Source organism: Alkalisalibacterium limincola (assembly GCF_008017755.1).
GTDB lineage: Bacteria > Pseudomonadota > Gammaproteobacteria > Xanthomonadales > Xanthomonadaceae > Alkalisalibacterium > Alkalisalibacterium limincola.
The window spans coordinates 334,146-352,971 of record NZ_VRTS01000002.1 but is presented as its reverse complement, the minus strand read 5'-3'; the positions used below and the strand labels follow the sequence as shown (position 1 = coordinate 352,971).

The 18,826-nt window shown below is 69.0% G+C and carries 15 protein-coding genes and 1 pseudogene; 8 read left to right on the top strand and 8 right to left on the bottom strand.

The window, feature by feature from the left end:
- Position 1 precedes the first annotated feature (1 nt).
- The 5 genes and pseudogenes from hprK (at position 2) to ptsP (ending at position 4,240) form a co-directional block, all read left to right on the top strand.
- The gene (hprK, locus tag FU658_RS04610; protein ID WP_147890992.1) at positions 2 to 955 is read left to right on the top strand and encodes an HPr(Ser) kinase/phosphatase; all 954 of its coding nucleotides are present in this window, start codon (positions 2 to 4) and stop codon (positions 953 to 955) included.
- A complete protein-coding gene (gene rapZ, locus FU658_RS04605; RefSeq protein ID WP_147890991.1) occupies positions 955 to 1,833 on the top strand; it encodes an RNase adapter RapZ in 879 nt (292 codons plus the stop codon). Before hprK ends, rapZ begins: the two co-directional genes overlap by 1 nt.
- A gap of 38 nt (positions 1,834 to 1,871) precedes the next feature.
- Positions 1,872 to 2,264, top strand: a complete 393-nt coding sequence (locus FU658_RS04600) for a PTS sugar transporter subunit IIA (RefSeq protein ID WP_147890990.1) — start codon at positions 1,872 to 1,874, stop codon at positions 2,262 to 2,264.
- The gene (locus FU658_RS04595; RefSeq protein WP_147890989.1) at positions 2,257 to 2,529 is read left to right on the top strand and encodes an HPr family phosphocarrier protein; all 273 of its coding nucleotides are present in this window, start codon (positions 2,257 to 2,259) and stop codon (positions 2,527 to 2,529) included. Before FU658_RS04600 ends, FU658_RS04595 begins: the two co-directional genes overlap by 8 nt.
- Positions 2,526 to 4,240 (top strand): annotated as a pseudogene (gene ptsP / locus FU658_RS04590) (phosphoenolpyruvate--protein phosphotransferase). The gene FU658_RS04595 and the pseudogene ptsP overlap by 4 nt, the downstream one beginning before the upstream one ends.
- A 4-nt stretch (positions 4,241 to 4,244) precedes the next feature.
- Here the strand turns inward: ptsP and FU658_RS04585 are convergent.
- Positions 4,245 to 4,625, bottom strand: coding sequence for a hypothetical protein (locus FU658_RS04585; RefSeq protein ID WP_147890988.1), 381 nt, complete (start codon positions 4,623 to 4,625; stop codon positions 4,245 to 4,247).
- A gap of 102 nt (positions 4,626 to 4,727) precedes the next feature.
- On the opposite strand from FU658_RS04585, the gene FU658_RS04580 reads away from it, so the two are divergent.
- On the top strand, positions 4,728 to 5,393 hold the full coding sequence (locus FU658_RS04580) for a TIGR02466 family protein (protein ID WP_147890987.1): 666 nt from the start codon (positions 4,728 to 4,730) through the stop codon (positions 5,391 to 5,393).
- A gap of 23 nt (positions 5,394 to 5,416) precedes the next feature.
- Here FU658_RS04580 and FU658_RS04575 read toward each other — a convergent pair whose 3' ends face one another.
- From FU658_RS04575 to FU658_RS04545, 7 genes are all read right to left on the bottom strand, one after another.
- On the bottom strand, positions 5,417 to 6,832 hold the full coding sequence (locus tag FU658_RS04575) for a sulfotransferase family protein (RefSeq protein WP_187265914.1): 1,416 nt from the start codon (positions 6,830 to 6,832) through the stop codon (positions 5,417 to 5,419).
- A 104-nt stretch (positions 6,833 to 6,936) separates the two neighbouring features.
- On the bottom strand, positions 6,937 to 9,597 hold the full coding sequence (locus FU658_RS04570; RefSeq protein ID WP_147890985.1) for a TonB-dependent receptor plug domain-containing protein: 2,661 nt from the start codon (positions 9,595 to 9,597) through the stop codon (positions 6,937 to 6,939).
- A gap of 308 nt (positions 9,598 to 9,905) precedes the next feature.
- Entirely contained in the window at positions 9,906 to 10,292 is a 387-nt protein-coding gene (locus tag FU658_RS14320; RefSeq protein ID WP_187265913.1) for an O-linked N-acetylglucosamine transferase family protein, read from the bottom strand.
- Complete coding sequence (locus FU658_RS04560) at positions 10,289 to 11,833, bottom strand: O-linked N-acetylglucosamine transferase family protein (protein WP_147890984.1); 1,545 nt, start codon at positions 11,831 to 11,833, stop codon at positions 10,289 to 10,291. Before FU658_RS04560 ends, FU658_RS14320 begins: the two co-directional genes overlap by 4 nt.
- Positions 11,820 to 12,827 (bottom strand): class I SAM-dependent methyltransferase, encoded by a 1,008-nt coding sequence (locus FU658_RS04555; protein WP_147890983.1) that lies wholly within the window; start codon positions 12,825 to 12,827, stop codon positions 11,820 to 11,822. The genes FU658_RS04560 and FU658_RS04555 overlap by 14 nt, the downstream gene beginning before the upstream one ends.
- Before the next feature lie 12 nt (positions 12,828 to 12,839).
- Complete coding sequence (locus FU658_RS04550; protein WP_147890982.1) at positions 12,840 to 14,588, bottom strand: phosphoenolpyruvate carboxykinase (GTP); 1,749 nt, start codon at positions 14,586 to 14,588, stop codon at positions 12,840 to 12,842.
- A gap of 95 nt (positions 14,589 to 14,683) precedes the next feature.
- Entirely contained in the window at positions 14,684 to 15,268 is a 585-nt protein-coding gene (locus tag FU658_RS04545) for a TetR/AcrR family transcriptional regulator (RefSeq protein ID WP_147890981.1), read from the bottom strand.
- A 150-nt stretch (positions 15,269 to 15,418) separates the two neighbouring features.
- Here FU658_RS04545 and FU658_RS04540 point away from each other — a divergent pair, with 150 nt between their 5' ends.
- Together FU658_RS04540 and FU658_RS04535 are read left to right on the top strand one after the other, a co-directional pair.
- On the top strand, positions 15,419 to 16,348 hold the full coding sequence (locus FU658_RS04540) for an alpha/beta fold hydrolase (RefSeq protein ID WP_425477574.1): 930 nt from the start codon (positions 15,419 to 15,421) through the stop codon (positions 16,346 to 16,348).
- Entirely contained in the window at positions 16,345 to 18,810 is a 2,466-nt protein-coding gene (locus tag FU658_RS04535) for an acyl-CoA dehydrogenase (protein ID WP_147890980.1), read from the top strand. The genes FU658_RS04540 and FU658_RS04535 overlap by 4 nt, the downstream gene beginning before the upstream one ends.
- The last annotated feature ends 16 nt before the right edge of the window (positions 18,811 to 18,826 follow it).

Here is an 18,826-nt window from a genome sequence, read left to right as displayed (position 1 = left end):
CATGAGCGAGCGCATCAGTGCCCAGGAGCTTTTCGACCAGCTCCATGAGCGACTGGAGCTGCGCTGGCTGGGCAACCACGACGGAGGCGATCGCCTGATCGAATCCGGCGAGCACCTCGCCCGGCGGCCGTCGATGGCCGGCTACCTCAATACGATCTATCCCAACCGCGTGCAGATCCTCGGCACCGAGGAACTGAGCTGGCTGGACGGCCTGGACGCGCGCCATCGCTGGGAAACGCTGCAGAAGATCGTCGCGTTCAAGCCGCTGGCACTGGTCATCACGCGCGACCAGAGCTGCCCGTCGGACCTGCGCGATGCGGCCGAGGAATCCGGCACCGCCCTGTGGGTGTCCCCGCGCCGCGGGCACGAGCTGCTGACCCTGCTGCAGTACCACCTGGCGCGTGCGCTGGCCCCCAGCGTGACGATGCACGGCGTGTTCCTGGAGGTCTACTCGATCGGCGTGCTGATCACCGGTGAAAGCGGCTCGGGCAAGAGCGAGCTGGCACTGGAGCTGATCACCCGCGGCCACCGGCTGGTCGCCGACGACGCGCCGGAGTTCACCCAGATCGCGCCCGACGTGCTCGACGGCACCTGCCCGGAGCTGTTGCTGGAATTGCTGGAGGTGCGCGGCCTGGGCATCCTCAACATCCGCGAGATGTTCGGCCACACCGCGGTGAAGCGGAACAAGTACCTGCGTCTGATCGTCCACCTGGAGCCCGTCAGCGCAGAGAACGGGGCCGAGATCGACCGGCTGGCGGGCGACACCAGCCACCGCGAGGTGCTGGGCCTGGACATCCCCTGCATCACGATCCCGGTCGCCCCGGGCCGCAACCTGGCCGTGCTGCTTGAAGCGGCGGTGCGACTGTATATCCTGCGTGCGAAGGGGATCGACCCGGCGCACGCCTTCATGGCGCGCCACAGCCAGATGCTCCAGGGGGGAGGCGCGGCGTACTGATGAACGAGCTGACCGGAAAACCCGACCTGGTGATCGTCAGTGGCCTGTCCGGCTCGGGCAAGAGCGTCGCGCTCAACACGCTCGAGGACCTGGATTTCTATTGCGTCGACAACCTGCCGGCGGGACTGCTGCCGGACTTCGTCGACAACGTCATGGGCAGCGAGGCACCTCCCGGGCGGCTGGCGGTGGGAATCGACGTGCGCAACCGCAGCGGCGACCTGCACGAGTTGCCCGACCTGCTTGCGGCGGTCGGCGCCCGGGGGCTCGACCCGCGGCTGCTGTTCTTCGACACCACGCACGAGACGCTGCTCAAGCGCTATTCGGAGACCCGCCGACGCCACCCGCTGAGCTACACCGGCCTGGCACTGGCGGATGCGATCGTACTGGAGCGCCAGGTCATGCGCCCGGTGCGCGCCCTGGCCGACCTGGTCATCGACACCAGCGGAATGAACGTCCACCAGCTGCGGCAACGGGTGCGCAGCGAGTTCTCCGCCGGCCCCCAGGAAGGCGTGTCGGTACTGTTCGAGTCGTTCGCCTACAAGCGCGGGCTGCCACCGGACGCGGACTTCGTCTTCGACGCACGGGCGCTGCCCAATCCGCACTGGGACCCCACGCTCAAGCCGTTGTCCGGGCGCGACGCACCGGTGCGCGACTACCTGGAGCTGCAGACGGAAGTGCGCGAATACGCCGAGAAGGTTCGCTCCTTTCTCGACGAATGGATCCCGCGCTTCGAGTCGGGCACCCGCAGCTATGTCACCGTCGCCTTCGGCTGCAGCGGTGGCCGACATCGCTCGGTCTATCTGGCCGAAGCGATGGCCCGGCATTTCCGCGAGAGTGGCCGCGAGAACGTGCTGACCTACCACCGCGAGCTCGAATAGCGGCACCCGCGGCGCCTTCGATCTGGTAGTTTTCCCGGATGGCCGTCGGCATCCTCCTCATCACCCACGAAGGCATCGGTGCGCCGATGCTGCAGGTCGCCACCCGCCTGCTGGGCAAGCTGCCCCTCGCGGCGGAGTGCTTCGAGCTCGACTTCGAGCACAGCCCCGACACGGCGCTGCCCGAGGCGAGTGCGGCGCTTCGCCGGGTCGACCAGGGCGATGGCGTGCTGGTGCTGGTGGACGTCTACGGGTCCTCCCCCAGCCGCCTGGCCGCCCGGGTGGCCGAACTGGGCACGCCCGTCCGGCGCGTCGCCGGCCTCAGCCTGCCCATGCTGCTGCGCAGCTTCAACTACGCCGAGCAAGCGCTCGACGAACTTGCGCGCACGGCGGCTGCCGGGGCGCGCAACGGAGTCCTCCTCGACGATGATTGAGCAGCCGATCGAGGTCACGAACCGCCTGGGCCTGCACGCGCGCGCGGCCAGCAAGCTGGTGCGCGTGCTGTCGGGGTTCAAGGCGCAGGCCTGGCTGTCCAACGGCAACCGCGAGATCAATGCCAAGAGCATCATGGGGGTGATGCTGCTGGCGGCCGCGCAGGGCACCACCCTGCAGCTCCGGCTCGAGGGCGAGGACGAAGCGGCCGCGCTGGCCGCCGTCATCGACCTGTTCGAACGCCGCTTCGACGAGGAAGGCGAATGAGGCTGTCGATCCAGGGCGTCGGCGCATCGCGCGGCCTGGTGCTGGGCCGCGCCCGCGTGCGCGAACCCCACGCCATCGACGTCGACGCCACGCGGATCGAGCCGGAATCCGTCGACGGGGAAGTCGAGCGCCTGCAAGAGGCGATCGCCAGCGCCCGCAGCGAGCTGGCCGCGACGCGCGAGCAATTGCAGGGCGCCATCGCGAAGGAGCTGGGCGAGTTCCTCGACCTGCATGCCCTGCTGCTCGACGACCCTGAGCTGCTCAGCGGCCTGCGGGAGCTCATCGAGACCGGACGCTACAGCGCCGAGTACGCGCTGCGGCTGCAGCGCGACCGCCTGGCGTCGGTGTTCGCCGCGATGGACGACCCCTACCTGCGAAGTCGCCAGGAGGACATCGACCATGCCATCGGGCGGGTCTACGCCGCCTTGCACCGGGCGTCCGAACCGGCGCTTCCGCTGCGTTCGGGCGAGGTCCTGGTGGCCGAGACCGTGGCCCCGGCCGAGCTGGCCCAGCTCAAGGAACGTGGGATCGTGGCGGTGGTCACCGGCACCGGCAGTGCGCTCTCGCACAGCGCGATCCTCGCCCGCAGCCTGCACCTGCCGCTGGTGGTCAGCGCCCACGATGCGATCCAGCGCATCAACGACGGCGACGCCCTGATCGTGGACGGCAGCAGCGGCGAGGTCATCGTCGAGCCCGATGCGGGCGACCTGCGCCGCTATCGCCGCCGGGTCGCCGAACTCCGGCGCGAGCGCAGGCAGCTCGAGCGCCTGCGCCATGCCCCGACCCGTACCGAGGACGGCCACGACATCCTGCTGTTCGCAAACGCCGAGTCGATGGAGGACGTCGGCGAGGCGCACGCCATGGATGCCGCCGGCGTCGGCCTGTACCGCACCGAATTCCTTTTCCTCAACCGCCCCCTGCTGCCCGACGAGGAGGAGCAGTTCCGCGTCTACCGCGAGGTGGTCATGGGCATGCGCGGGCGCCCGGTCACGATCCGCACCATCGATCTGGGGGCCGACAAGGCCGACGCAGCGGGGCTGGGCATGGCCAGCGAACCGAATCCGGCGATGGGCCTCAGGGGCCTGCGCCTGGCGCTGGCGCGTCCATTGATATTCAAGACACAGCTGCGCGCGATCCTTCGCAGCGCGGCGTTCGACCGGTCCGGATCCTGCTGCCGATGCTCACGCAGCGCGCCGAACTGCTGGCCGCTCGGGCGCTGATCGCCGAGTGCGAAGCGGAGCTCGTCGAGGCCGGCCTGGTGGCCGACCCGCACTACCAGGTCGGGGCGATGATCGAAGTGCCGGCCGCGGCCCTGTCCATCGACGGCTTCGCCGACCAGGTCGATTTCCTCGCCATAGGCACCAACGACCTGGTGCAGTACCTGATGGCGGCCGACCGCGGCAACGATGCCGTCGGCGACCTGCACTCGCCGCTGCACCCGGCGATGCTGCGCCTGCTGCACGAAGTCATCCGGCAGGCGCGTGCGCACCGCATCCCGGTGTCGGTGTGCGGGGAGATGGCCGGCGAACCCGCCTACACGCGCCTGCTCCTGGCGCTGGGGCTGAGCGAGTTCAGCCTGCATCCTTCCAACCTGCTGGAAGTGCGCCAGATGATCCGGCGGAGCCATCGCGGCAAGCTTCGCCGGCGCGTCCGCACGCTGCTGGCCGCGCGTGACCGCGACGCGATCGCGGCCTGGCTGGACCGCGGCTGAGGCCTCAATCGCAGGTTTCAGGTCCCGCGCGCTGGGCCGCCAGCACCTCCCCACTGTCGCGGTCCACGAGCATGAACCACATCCCGCGACGCACCCAGGGGCCGGTTCGCTCGCTGCCCTCGGGCTCATTGGAGCGGGCGAACAACTCCCCTTCCGCCCCGTCCACCCGGATGTCGACGCGCACGCGTCCCGGGCGCTGGACGCGCCAGCCGATCACCGCCTCGTAGACCGTTTCCGGGTCGCAGTCGCGTGCCGCCGACGGCGTCAGCGCGAAGTGCACGCCCTCGGTCGTGAACGGGCGCGTGGGTGTGTCGGACTGGTCGCGGGCGCACCCCGCCAGATGCACGGTGGCAAGCGCGCTCAGCAGCATCCAGGTCCAGCGCATGTGGTTCTCCCTCTGCCCGAAGCGTTCGTGTGGCGAGGATAACCGGTGCGGCTTGCCGGCACACCGCCTGACATCCCGCCACGCTTGTGCGAATCTTCACCCATGAGCCACGAGAACCTGCAGGCCACCGTCCACCCGCTCTGGGCGGTGCCGTTGATCGAGAGCGAGATGCCGGATGCGCAGGCCCTCAACGAGGCCCTGGCGCGCCGGTTCCTGAAGATGGAAGCCGAGGGTGACGTGCATCGCGACGCGGTTCGACGCGACACCCAATACGGGCTGTTCGAGAGCAACTTCCACCTGCACACCCGGCCGGAGCCGGAAATCCGCGCGCTGTGCCGCTTCATCGACCTCACCCTGCGGCAGTTCGTCGCCGGGATCAGCGGGATGGATGCGGCCAGAGCCTCACGCCTGGACCTGCAGTACCACACCTGGTTCCATGTCACCCGCAAGGGGGGATACCAGGGCCTGCACAACCATCCCAATGCCGCATGGTCGGGCATCTATTGCGTCGACCCCGGCGAGCCCGGAGAACCCGGCAGCAACAGTGGCGCGGTGCGCTTCCACGACCCGCGGGCCGGCTGCGACATGTACCTGGACCCGACCAACAGTGCCTTGCAGGTGCCCTACCGGCACGGACCGTGGCAGCTCCAGCACAAGCCCGGGAAGCTGCTGATGTTCCCCTCCTACCTGCTGCACGAGATCTTTCCCTATACCGGCGAACGCCCGCGCATCGTGGTCGCGTTCAACGCCTGGCACGCCAAGCAGTAGGGGCCACCCCGGATCGGCGCCGCCTACCCGGTCGCGTCACGACGGAAACGGTGCTGCGCTTCCAGCTCCCGCATGAACCCTTCCGCAGCCGGCAGGTATCGCCGCCACGCCCCCACCGCATCGCGGTTGAGCGGACGCCGGACCTGCGCCTCGCTGAAGGTCGCCACCGACTGCGGCCGCTTCCAGAAATCCGCCATCCGTGCGTCCCAGGCCAGGCCCAGCCGTTCCAGCACGGGGGACAGCGCCTTCGGTGCGTCCTGCGTCAACGCCTCGTAGGCCACTTCGAGCACCCGCCCGGGCGCGCGTTCGCGCCAGTGGGAGAGGTGCCGCGAGATCACGCCGGCGTAAGCGCCGATGTCGCCCGCGGACATGCTGAAACCGCAGCCGAAGTCGAAATCATGCAGGTGGATGGACGCCGCCACATCGGGAAGGTCGCGCTCGATGTGGACCACAAGCGCATCGGGGAACGCCGCGAGGATGATCCCGACGTGCTCGGCATTGAGCGGCATCTTGTCGACCACGACATCCGCCCCGTCAGTCAGGTCGCCGACGGCAGCAAGGTACCAGTCCTGGTACAGCCCGCCATGGGCAGCCCCTGAAAGAACCTGGCTGCGTGCCGGTCCCATCGCCAGCGCGGCCACCAGCCCCTGTTCGCCAGCCGTGGACACGCGCGGATGCGCCGCCAGCATGGCGCTCAGCAGGGTGGTGCCGCTGCGCGGCAGCCCGACGATGAAGACCGGTCGCACCCCGGGCGAGGCGGAACCCGACACCGGCACAGGCACCGCGGCACGGTCTCCGGCCAGCTGCCCGACCAGCGCATCGAGGTTCCACCGACCGATTCGCGCCTGCTTGAGCGCCTGCGCCTTCATGGCCAGCGCGAACGACTCGGAAGGCGCCGCCGTGCGCAGCAGGCTCGATCTGGCGAACGCGGCCTTCTCGCACGCATAGGCGTCCGGGCCCGACGTCCATGCGTCCAGCCGCTCCATGCCGCTCTGGTCCACCGGCAAGCCGGGATCGAACTCCAGCGCCTTCTGCCAGGCATCGACCCGGTCCGGGAACGCCTGGAGCAACGTCTGGTAGCGGCGCGCCGCCTCGCCACGGGGCGCGGCGATCTGGGCCACCTGTGCGGCAAGGAACAGTCGCTCGAACCCCGTGCCGGGCGCCTGCGGCCAGCGCTGGACAACGGGCCACGCGGCCGCGGGCCGGTTTGAAAGCAGCATTTCCTGCAGCCATCGCCACTCCAGCTGCTCGTCGCCCGGATCGCATCGGTAGAGCGCATCGACAACGCGCAACCGGGCAAAGCTGTCCGCCCTGACGCCCGGATTGTCCAAGGCCTGGCGCAGCGAAGCAGGGTCGGCCCGCGCGAGCAGCGCTTCAAGCTGCGGGTCGGGGTGGGCGTGCCAGGAGATCGGCGGGGGCAGGTTGCTGCTGGAGGTCATCCGGTTCCGATGTCGTCGCGGGAATCCGGGAATTGTACGGGGCCAAAAAGGAAACGGCCCGCACAAGGCGGGCCGCTCCATGTTTCACGCTACGGATCCGAAGATCAGAAGCGCTGCTCGTAGCGCATGTACGGCGTGCGGCCGTAGATGTTGTACAGGCTGTTGCTGTAGAACGGGAAGCCGAACAGCAGGTTGTTGAACGGCGGGTCCTTGTCGGTCACGTTGCGCATGCCGAGGGTGACCTTGCCGTTCCACGGCGTCGACCAGTTGGCCTGGGCGTCGAAGGTGGTCCACGACGGCAGGCTCTGGGCCGGGTTCGCATTGGTGCTGCTGGCGATGTAGTTGGTGATCACGGCGAAACCGAAGTCCGCGTAATCCCAACCCAGGGTCAGCTGGCCACGCGTCTTCGGCGCACCGGCGGTACCGGCCTGCTCCAGCGTTGCACCACCGATCGGGGTGAAGTCGAACTGCAGCTGGCGCGACACCGCCAGGTGGCTGCGGAACGAACCGGCGGCAGCGGTATTGATGCGGAAGTTCGCATCAAGATCCACACCGCGGGCACGACGCTCGGCGCCGTTGTCGATCGGCAGCAGGATCTGCTGCGGTGCACCCGGCATCGCCGTGCCGCCCGGAGCGGTGAAGCCCGGGGTACGGATCACGCCATAGGCCGGGTTCGTGCCCTGGTCACCCAGGCGGAACGCCAGGGCGCGCGGCACGGTGCCGATGATGTTCTCCAGGGTGATGTCCCAGTAGTCCACCGCGATCGACAGCGTGTCGGTCGGGCTGAACACCACGCCCACGCCCCAGTTCCTCGACTCTTCGGCCTGCAGGTTCGGGTTGGCGGTCAGCAGCCACTGGTACTGGTTCGTGCTGGTGCACGGATCGACCGGGTACGGCTGGTAGTTCGCGTTGCCCGAAGCGGCACGCTCGGCGGTCAGCGCCGCGCAAGCCAGCTCGTCACCACCGGCGTGCGGCGGCTGGAGCGAGGAGTTCGGCGGGCTGTTCAGGTTGGTCGTCGAGTCGGCACCGTACAGGTCGTTGAGCGTCGGAGCGCGGAAACCACGGCCCCACGAACCACGAACCAGCAGGGTGTCGAGCGGACGGAACTCCAACGACACGCGCGGCGAGAACTTGTTGCCGAAGTCGTTGTAGTCATCGTAGCGACCGGCGACCGTCAGGTTCAGGGTCGACAGGATCGGGATCAGGGCCTCGAAGTAGGCGGCCTTGTAGGCGCGCTCACCACCGGTACCCGCACCCGCGGAACCGAACACGTTGCCGGCAGCCGACTGGGCGTCATAGATCTGCGACAGGCGCAGGTCACGGTACTCGAAGCCGGTCACGAAGCCGACCGGACCGCTCGGCATGTCCCACAGGTCGAACGCGATGTAACCATCGGCGCTGACTTCACGCTGCTCGGACTCGACCAGCACGGTGTGACCGATCGCACCGGCGTTGGCGGCGACCGACGGGTGGGTCGGGTCGAACGGGTTGAACTCGCCGGCGTCGATCAGGTCCTGCAGGACGCTGCCGATGCCGTAGTTGTAGTTCACCGAGCTCTGGCGCACGCGGCCGTGGCCCATGCTCAGCTCCCAGTCCGCACCGCCGAACCAGTCGTTGTTGCCCTGCAGGCCAACATTGACGTCGCGGTAGGTGTCACGACGGATGGAGTCGCGGGTGCCCAGCGGGGTGAAGCGGTAGTACAGGGTGCCTTCCACGCCGTGCGGGTTGAACGGGTTGTCCGCCGCGATGGTCGGGAACGTGTCGACCGGGGCCGACGCGTAGACGCCCAGGGACTGGGTGTCGGAGTTGATGCCGCGGAAGAAGAACGAGGTGCGGTCGGTGATCTGGTAGTTGCCGTTGACCAGCATCGAGTCGCGCTTGAGCGAGGACTCGTTGGCCGAGGTGTTACCGTGATCGAACGCGCAACGGCCCAGGCTCGGGCGGAAGATGTTGTTCTCGTACTGGTCGCAGTTCGGCGCACCCAGCACGCCCACGCCCGGGGCGAACATGTTCGCGGCCGAGGTGAAGATGCTCAGGCCCGAAGCCCACAGGGCCGGGTCGATCTTGTCGCGGATGTCGCGGTTGTACATCTGGTCGCGCGACTGGTGGTCGAGCGAGAAGGTGATGTTGCCGCGGTCGGAGCTGATGCCACCGGCGACGGCGCCGCTGGCGGCGTTCGGACCGGCGCCGGTCGGACGCTCGATGCCGGCCGACATGACCAGGCCTTCGTAGTCCTTGCGCAGGATGACGTTGACAACGCCACCGATCGCGTCGGAACCGTAGATGGCGCCCGCGCCTTCACGCAGGATCTCGATGCGCTCGACGGCGGCCATCGGGATCAGGTTGATGTTCTGCGCGCCGCCCGACAGGGTCGGCGAGGAGGTCATGCGACGACCGTCCAGCAGCACCAGGGTGTAGACCGAACCGATACCACGCAGGTTGATGGTGGCCTGCGAGCCGGTGGCCGAACCCGAGGACTCACGGGTGGAGCCGAACGAGTTGTACACGTTGTTGCGCAGGAAGTCGGCAACGGACAGCTCGCCACTGACGTCGATGTCGGCACGGTCGATCACGGTGATCGGGCTCGGGCCTTCGATTTCAGCACGCTTGATTCGGGAACCGGTGACCTCGATGCGGTCCAGCTCGGTTGCCTGCTCGCCCTGCTGTGCATAGGCAGGAGCGGCAACAGTGCCGATGAGGCCGACGGCACCAGCCGCCAGGCCAAAACGCACTGCTTCGCTCAGCAGATTACGGTTGACAGTCATTCGTTCTCTCCAACGTCAAAGATGGAACTAGTTAAGTATCGGGACTTGGCATCGCTGCTAAGCCTGATGGCAAACCAGCAGGCCCCCGGGTACGGCAACAGCCAGCCCTGATTCCCCGGTTGCGCCGACATTAGCAATCTTTTAACACCAGGGTCAATCCCTGCACGCTGAATTAACAACTGCGGCCGAAACTGAACAAAACTCCTTTCCGGATGCGGGTTTGCGTCGCAGGCCCAGGGCCACGGCCGGGGGTGGCCACGAATAGCGTAGACCCGGCCGGTTGCCCTGCGGGGCGTGGCACGCGCCGCTCAGGCGCCGGCCACGTCCTCGAGTGCGGACGCAATGCGCCGCGGATCGAACAGCCCCGTGCGGCGAACGGCCTCATCGAGGCGCCGACGCACGTCCCGGCGCCGCTGCGCGTCGGTGGCCAGGTCCACGGCGGTGTCGATGTAGGCCTGCATGGTCGGGCACACCAGTTCGTCCAGGCCCAGGAACGCCGACAGCCCCGCACCCATCCGGGCCAGGGGCCGGTCACCGGCCAGCGCGAGCACCGGCAGGCCGGCCGCTACCGCACCGATGCCACTGGCTCCCCCCCTGGTAGCGGAAGGCGTCGAGGAACAGGTCGCAACACGCCAGGCGCGCGGCGTGCTCGCCGGTGGCCAGACGCGGCAGCAACAGCAATTGGCCGGGATCACCCCCCCTGTCCGGCCCAGTGCCTGCGCAGCAGCGGTTCGGCCTGCGGCGGCACGCTGAGCACGAAGACGGCCTGCGGGGCCCTGCCGGCGATCTCCAGCCAGGCTTCCAGCAACGCGCGATCGAACTTGTAGCTGTTGTTGAAGGCGGCGAGCAGGACACGCTCGGCGGGCAGGCCGAAGCGCGCACGATCGATTGGCGCCGGTTCCGCGCTCCGCCCCGGCAGCATCAGTGTGGACAGGCGCCGCACCGGTTCGCCGAACATCGCCTCTGCCCCCGCCGGCAACAACCAGGGATCCAGCACCACCGCGTCCAGCCAGGGGGCGCCATGCGGGTGGAGGAACCCCAGGTAGGCCAACTGCACCGGCGCCGGCCGCAACGCAAGCAACTCGGGACGGGCGCCGGAGGTGTAGCTCCCCAGGTCGACCAGCACGTCGATGCCGTCGGCGGCGATGGACTCGGCGATCGCCGGCGTGGCCATCGCTTCGCAATCCCGGAACACGTCGCAGCCGCTGCGGATCGCGTCGGCCGTGGCACCGGCGTGCCGCCGCAACGAATAGGCGGTCACGTGGACGCGGCCGCGGTCGTGGGCGGCGAACACATCGCGCATCAGCGACCCCACCGCGTGCTCACCGAAGTCCGGGGACACGTAGCCCAGCCGCAAGTGCGTGCCCGCCTGCCGCGCGCCCGTCTTCGCCGGCTGCATGCCATCCGCGAGGCGTCCCGCCTTCGCCTGCACCTGGTGCACGGCATGCTCCAGCAGTCGTCGGCGGTCGGCATCCGGCAAGGGCAGGAACGACAGCACGAACGGTTCGGCCTGGTCGTCGACGGCCAGCGCCTCCGGGCGCGCCAGGCGCGCGCGGATCCGCGCCACGCTCTCGGCTTCACCGGGAAAGTCGCAAAGCAGCGCCTGCACCTGGGCACGGCGCGTCCAGCCGGCAATGCGGTCCGGATGGGCCTGGTTGAACCGGCCGTAGCACTCGCGCGCCAGCAGCAAGTCTCCCTGGCGCTCGCGGCACAGGCCGACGTTGTACCAGGCGCCGGCACGGCGCGCGGCGACGCGCTCGTGCGCGCTGGCCGCCTCGTCCCAGCGCCCCTGTTCCTGCAGCACCACGCCGAGGTGATGCCAAGCTTCGGTATTGGCAGGCGCCAGGCCGACGCATTCGCGCAGCAGGCGCTCGGCCTGCGTTCCTTCCCCCAGCGCGGCATGCGTGCTGCCCGCCACCAGCAGGGCCAGCGCATCGTCCGGCCGCAGCGCCAGCACCCGATGGGCCACCGGCAGCGCCTCGGCCAGGCGCCCCAGGTCGCGCAGGCACAAGGCCAGGGCCGCCAGGTTTTCCACCGCGTCCGGCGCCTGTGCCGCCACCTTCTGGAACTGCAGCGCCGCCTCTTCCAGGCGCCCGCTCTGCATCAGCAGTCCCCCGTGGAAATGCCTCAGTCGCGCATCGTCGGGATGGGCGTCGAGTGCCGCGCGGTAGGCCCGATCGGCCTCGACCAGTTGGCCGTCGCGGTGCAGCCCGAGCGCGCGCTCACGCGGGTCCATTGGCCACCACAAGCGTCCACCCCATCAGCGGCCCACGCTCGTGGTGGAGGACGCCGATGTCGCAGTCCCGGCAACCGTGGGCCTGGAAGGCCTCGCGCAAGGCCACCATGCCCGCCTCGTCCAGCGCCGCGGCATCCAAAGCCTGCAGCCGCCGCTCCTCGTCGGCCAGTCCGGACACCGCGCGATCGAACCACGGCAGCGTCACCTCCGGCGGATTGCGCGGCGCTTCGGCCAGGACGGTGGACACGATGTGCATCGCCTTGGCCAGCATGTCCCGGGTCTGCGTCGCCGCCATGCGACGCTGCACCTCGCCTGCCGACGCGTTGAGCGCCACGCGCAAGCGCTCCGTGTCTTGATCGGCCACCAGTCGCGCCGGTCCGTCGGGACCTGCTGCCACCAGTCGCTGCGCCAACCCGCGTGCCTGCGCGAACAGGCCCGACTCGCGCAACAGGAACCGGCAGTGCTCGAGCTGTTCCAGCGCGGTCGAGCAGACCAGTGATGCGCGCGCATGCAGGACGAACCCGGCCTGCCCGCGCGGCCCCATCACCCGGACCACTTCCGCCAGGGCCGCGTCGCGCCGGGCGTACTCGAACGCGTACTGCGAGCACACCAGGTCGACGCTGGCATCGGCGAAGGGCAGCTTCTCCAGCGGCGCCCGCGGATGGAATTCAATGCCCTCGTAGCGCCGGGCCCCGTCGGGGCAACTGCCCACCGGGTCGATGTCGGCGATGTCTGCACCGTGGATCCTGAAAGCGACCCCGCGCGCGCGCGCCGCGTCCTTGGCCAGCAGTGGAATGGCCCCGTTGCCGGTGCCCACGTCGAGCACCACAGCGCCGTCCTCCAGCGCACCGAAACGCGCCGTCCAGAATGCGGCAAGGGCACCGTCATAGTTCTCGCGGAAGGCGCCGGCGCACGAATGCAGTGCGCCGGTCTTCCACAGGCGTTCCCAGATGCCGGCGTCCCCGGCCTCCCCGTGTTTCGCGTCGCCCGACACGCGCGAGGCGACTCAGGCCTTGAGCGCGTCGGCGATCCGGCGCTGTTCTTCCCTGAGCTTGCCCGGCATGCGCGGGCCGAAGTCCTCCAGGTACTCGCCGATCGAGGACAGCTCCGACCTCCAGCCCGCCTCGTCGACCGACAGCAACGCATCCAGGGCGGCCGGATCGATCTCGAGATCGGCGGTGTTGAGGTCCTCGGCGCGCGGCAGGTTGCCCACCGGCGTCTCGCGCGCGTCGACCTGCCCGGTCACGCGCTTGAGCATCCACTCCAGCACACGGAGGTTGTCGCCGAAGCCAGGCCACAGGAACTTGCCGTCGTCGCCCTTGCGGAACCAGTTCACCTTGTAGATGCGCGGCAGCTTCGCGCCCGGCCGGTCGAAGTCGAGCCAGTGCGAGAAGTAGTCGGCGAAGTTGTAGCCGCAGAACGGCTTCATCGCCATCGAGTCGCGGCGCAGCACGCCGACCGCGCCGGTGGCGGCGGCGGTCGTTTCCGAGCCCATCGCCGCACCCATCAACACGCCGTGGGTCCAGTCGCGCGCCTCGGACACCAGCGGCACCAGCGAGGCACGGCGGCCGCCGAACACGATCGCCGAGATCGGCACGCCCTGGGCGGCCTCGGCCTTGTCGGAGTAGCTCGGGCACTGCTTCGCGCTGACGGTGAAGCGGGAATTGGGATGCGCGGCCGGGCCATTGGCCGGGTCGTAGTCGCGCCCCTGCCAGTCCTTCGCCGGCTGGCCGGGCAGGCCCTCCCACCACGGCTGGTTGTCGGCGGTCACGCCGACATTGGTGAAGATCGCATCGCGGTTGAGCATCTTCAGCGCGTTCGGATTGGTCGACTCGCTGGTGCCCGGCGCCACGCCGAAGTAGCCGGCCTCGGGATTGATCGCCCACAGGCGGCCATCCTCGCCCGGGGTCATCCAGGAAATATCGTCGCCGACCGTCCACACCTTCCAGCCGTCGCGGCGGTAGCCTTCCGGCGGGATCAGCATCGCCAGGTTGGTCTTGCCGCAGGCGCTGGGGAACGCGGCGGCCACGTAGTGGGTCTCGCCGGCCGGGTTCTCGATGCCGACGATCAGCATGTGTTCGGCGAGCCACCCTTCCGAGCGGGCCTGGTGGCTGGCGATACGCAAGGCATGGCACTTCTTCCCCAGCAGCGCATTGCCGCCGTAGCCCGAGCCGAAGCTCTTGATCGTGAGCTCTTCGGGGAAGTGCATGATGAAGCGGCGCTTGGGATCCAGCTCGCCGACCGAGTGCAGGCCCTTCACGAAGCGGCCCTCGCGCTCGATGCGTGCCTGCGCCGGCTTGCCCATGCGGGTCATGATGCGCATGTTGGCCGCCACGTAGGGGCTGTCGCTGATCTCGACGCCGCAGCGCGAAATCGGCGAATCGATCGGCCCCATGCAGTAGGGGATCACGTACATCGTGCGTCCACGCATGCAGCCTTCGAAGAGTTCGTCCATCTTCGCGTGCGCATCCGCCGGCGCCATCCAGTGGTTGTTCGGACCCGCGTCGTCGCGCTCGGGCGTGCACACGAAGGTCAGGTGCTCCACGCGGGCCACGTCGCCCGGATCGGAGCGGTGCAGGTAGCAGCCCGGGTGCGTCTCCTGGTTGAGCTCGATCAGGTCGCCGTTGTCGAGCATCCTGCGCACCAGCGCCTGGTACTCCTCGTCGGAACCGTCGCACCAGTGGATGGACTCGGGCTGGGTCAGGCGGGCCACGTCGGCAACCCAGTCATTGAGGGCGGCAAGCGAACTCGACATGCTTCAGGGACTCCTCGGCCGGGGGCCGTGTCTAGATGGAAACGGGATGGCGTGGCCGCGCAGGACGCTGCGACCCGGGACCGGCGATGCGCACATCAGCCGGGGATCAACGTCGACATCACATGATCGACGTAGGACTCGAATTCGTCGTGCTGCAGGCGGGGCTGCTGCAGTTGCAGGGACAATTGCAGGAAACCGACGTAGGCGGCGTAGGTCAGGCGTGCGCGCTGCTGGGCCTCCAGCCGCGGCATGCCGGCCTGGCGGTAGGAAGCGGTCAGGTAGTCCATTCGCCGCTGCGAGACCCGCTCCATGACCGGCTTGACCACCGGGTGGTCGAGCGCCTTGAGCAACTCGCTATAGATAATGTGCGGCCGCACCTCGTGCGCCACCAGCCGGAACAGGGAGCGCAGCCGCTCGCGCGGATCGGAAATGGCCTCGAGCTGGCCGAAGACCGTTTCCTGCTCCAGCACCTCCCAGCGCTCCAGGGCCGAGTGCAGCAATGCATCGCGCGAGGGGAAATGCCAGTAGAAGCTGCCCTTGGTCACGCCCAGCCGACGCGCCAGGGGCTCGACGGCGACCGCAGCCACGCCGGATTCGGCGACCACGTCGAGGGCGGCCTGCGCCCAGTCCTCGGCGCTGAGCCGGTTCGGGCGGTCGAGCTTGCGGTTCTGGCTGGACATTCGAGCAAGTGTAACCGGCGTGAAACCCGGCGCAAGCATGAATGTCCGGTGGCGCACTGGAAAAAATCCAGCCGATCAATGCCCTGCCGAATGAATGCACCATACTGAAGGGTATTGACAGCCCTCCACTCAATTACCATACTTTTGCGTATGGTAATTGCCGACACAACCAGAGTCCCAACCCCGCCCCCGGTGCCCTGCCGTCCGCAGCGCATCGTCACGGCCGATGGCCTGGCGCTGGCCGCGCAATGGCATGCACCGGATGCGGCCATGCCGCGCACCCCGGTGGTCATGGCCCATGGCTTCGGCCAGACCCGGCAGGCCTGGGCCCGAAGCGCCTCGGCGCTGGCCCGTGCCGGGCACCCGACACTGGCCTTCGACGCGCGTGGTCATGGCGAGAGCGAGCGCAACCCGGCGCATGTCCGTTATGCCGGGGAACAGTTCGTCGACGACCTCGAGGCCGTGTCGACGCACTGCCGCGAGGCGCCGGTACTGGTGGGCGCCTCGATGGGCGGGCTGCTTGGCCTGCTGGCACAGGCCCGGCAGCCGCGCTACAGCGCGCTGGTGCTGGTCGACATCACGCCGCGCTGGGAACCGGCGGGGGTCAACCGGATCCTGGATTTCATGGGTGCCCACCCGGACGGCTTCGACTCGCTCGAACATGCCGGTGCCGAGATTGCCCGCTACCTGCCGCACCGCCGCGAACGCAAGGGCCCCGGCCAGCTGCGCGCGCTGCTGCGCGAGGGCGAAGATGGCCGCTGGCGCTGGCACTGGGACCCGCGACTGCTCACCGAGTTCGCGCGCGACAGCCACCAGCACCAGCACCGTATGATGGAAGCGGCATCGAAGGTCGCGGTGCCGGTCCTGCTACTTTCGGGAGGCCGCAGCGACCTGGTTTCCGACGACACCGTGCGCGAGTTCCTGGCCCTGGTGCCACACGCCCGCCACACGCGCCTGCCCGACGCCACCCACATGGTGGCAGGCGACGACAACGATGCCTTTACCGCCGAGGTGCTGGATTTCCTGTCCGCCCCCGGCAACCTCCTCCCGACCGGCACCACACCCGGAGAGTCACGATGAGCGTCCTGATCCCCTTCCTCACCCTGCTGCTGGTCGGCGGTGCCTGCGCCTACCACCGCACCCGCCTTTCCACCTGGGCGATCGCCTCCGCCGGCGCGCTGGTGCTGGTCGCCCTGCTGGGCGCCAGCCTGGTGGCCACGATCATCGCCGGCGTGCTGCTGGCCCTGGTCGCGGTGCCGCTGATGATCGGCGACTTCCGCCGCCAGCAGATCACCGCGCCGCTGCTGAAGATCTACCTGCGCATGCTGCCCAAGCTCTCCGACACCGAAAAGACGGCCCTGGAGGCCGGCACGGTCGGCTTCGAGGGCGAGCTGTTCTCCGGCATGCCCAAGTGGGAGGACCTGCTGGCCCAGCCCAGGCCGATGCTCAGCGCCGAGGAGCAGGCCTTCCTCGACAACGAGTGCGAGGAGCTGTGCCGGATGATCAACGACTGGGAGATCACGCACGACCACGCCGACCTCCCGCCGGAGGTGTGGCAGTACCTGAAGGAGAAGAAGTTCTTCGGCATGATCATCCCGAAGGACTTCGGTGGCCTGGGCTTCTCCGCGCTGGCGCACCACAAGGTCATCCAGAAGCTGGCCTCGATTTCCGCCACGCTGAGCTCCACGGTCGGCGTACCCAACTCCCTGGGCCCCGCCGAGCTGCTGCTGCATTACGGCACCGCCGAGCAGAAGGAACATTACCTGCCGCGCCTGGCCGATGGCCGCGAGATCCCCTGCTTCGCGCTCACCGGCCCGTTTGCCGGCTCCGACGCGACCTCGCTTCCCGACTACGGCATCGTCACCACCGGCAAGTGGAACGGTGCCGAGGTGGTCGGCGTGAAGCTGACCTTCGACAAGCGCTACATCACCCTGGCCCCGGTGGCCACGGTGATCGGACTGGCCTTCCGCCTGCACGACCCCGAGGGCCTGCTCGGTGGCGAGGCCGACCGCGGCATCACGCTGGCGCTGGTCCCGCGCGACACCCCGGGGCTGGACATCGGCCGCCGCCACGTGCCGCTCAACTGCATGTTCCACAACGGCCCGGTGCGCGGTGAAGAGGTGTTCCTGCCGCTGTCGCAGCTCATCGGCGGCGAGGACTACATCGGCGAGGGCTGGCGCATGCTGGTCGAGTGCCTTTCCGTCGGCCGCGCGATCACCCTGCCCTCCACCGCCTCGGGCGGCAGCAAGGCCGGCGCGGTGGTCACCGGCGCCTACTCGCGCATCCGCAAGCAGTTCGGTTTGTCGATCGGTCGCTTCGAGGGCGTCGAGGAAGCGCTGGCGCGCATCGCCGGCAATGCCTACTCGGTCAGCGCGCTGTCCCAGGCCACGGCCGCCGCGGTCGACCGTGGCGAGAAGCCGGCCGTGCCTTCGGCGATCGCGAAGTACCACGCCACCGAGATGGGCCGCCAGGTGGCCAGCGATGCGATGGACGTGCACGGCGGCAAGGGCGTGATCCTCGGGCCGCGCAACTACCTCGGCCGCAGCTGGCAGGCCGCGCCGATCTCGATCACGGTCGAGGGCGCGAACATCATGACCCGCTCACTGATGATCTTCGGCCAGGGTGCGATCCGCTGCCACCCGTGGGTGCTCAAGGAGATGGAGGCCGCCCAGCATCCGGATCCGCAGGTGCGCCTGCACGAGTTCGACCGCAACCTGTTCGGGCACATCGGCTTCGCGATCTCCAACGCGTTCCGCAGCCTGTGGTTCGGCCTGACCGGGGCGCGCTTCGGCCGGGCGCCGGGCGACGCCTACACGCGCCGCTACTACCGCAAGCTCAACCGCTACTCGGCCAACCTGGCCCTGGTCGCCGACACCTCCATGCTGTTGCTGGGCGGCAAGCTGAAGTTCAAGGAGAAGCTGTCCGGGCGCCTGGGCGACGTGCTCAGCCACCTCTACATCATCTCGGCGATGCTCAAGCGCTACGAGGATGACGGCCGTCCGGTCGGCGAACGTCCGCTGCTGGCCTGGGCCACGCTCGATGGCGTGCACAAGATCGAGCTGGCGCTGTCGGGTGCGTTGCGCAACTTCCCGATCCGTCCGGTCGGCTGGGTGCTGTGGATGCTGGTGTTCCCCTGGGGCCGCCGCGCGCAGGCGCCGTCGGACCGCCTGGGCCACCGCGCCGCCGCGATGCTGATGTCACCGTCGGATGCCCGCGACAAGCTGGCCGAAGGCGTGTTCCTGACGCCCTGCGCGAACAACCCTGCCGGGCGCATCAACAGCTACCTGCCCCGGGTCATCCACGCCGAACCGATCGAGCGCAAGTTCCTCAAGGCGCTCAAGGCAGGCGAGGTCTCGGGCATGGACCACGACGCCCAGCTCGACGACGCCGTGGCCAAGGGCGTACTGAGCGCGGAGGAAAAGGCCGCCCTGGTGGACCTGCGCGAGATGACGCTCGATGCGATCAGTGTGGATGATTTCGACCACGCCCAGTTGCAGTCGGCGGCCATGGCCGACTGCAGCCGCATCACGAAGGCCGCCTGACCCACGCGGCAGGCGC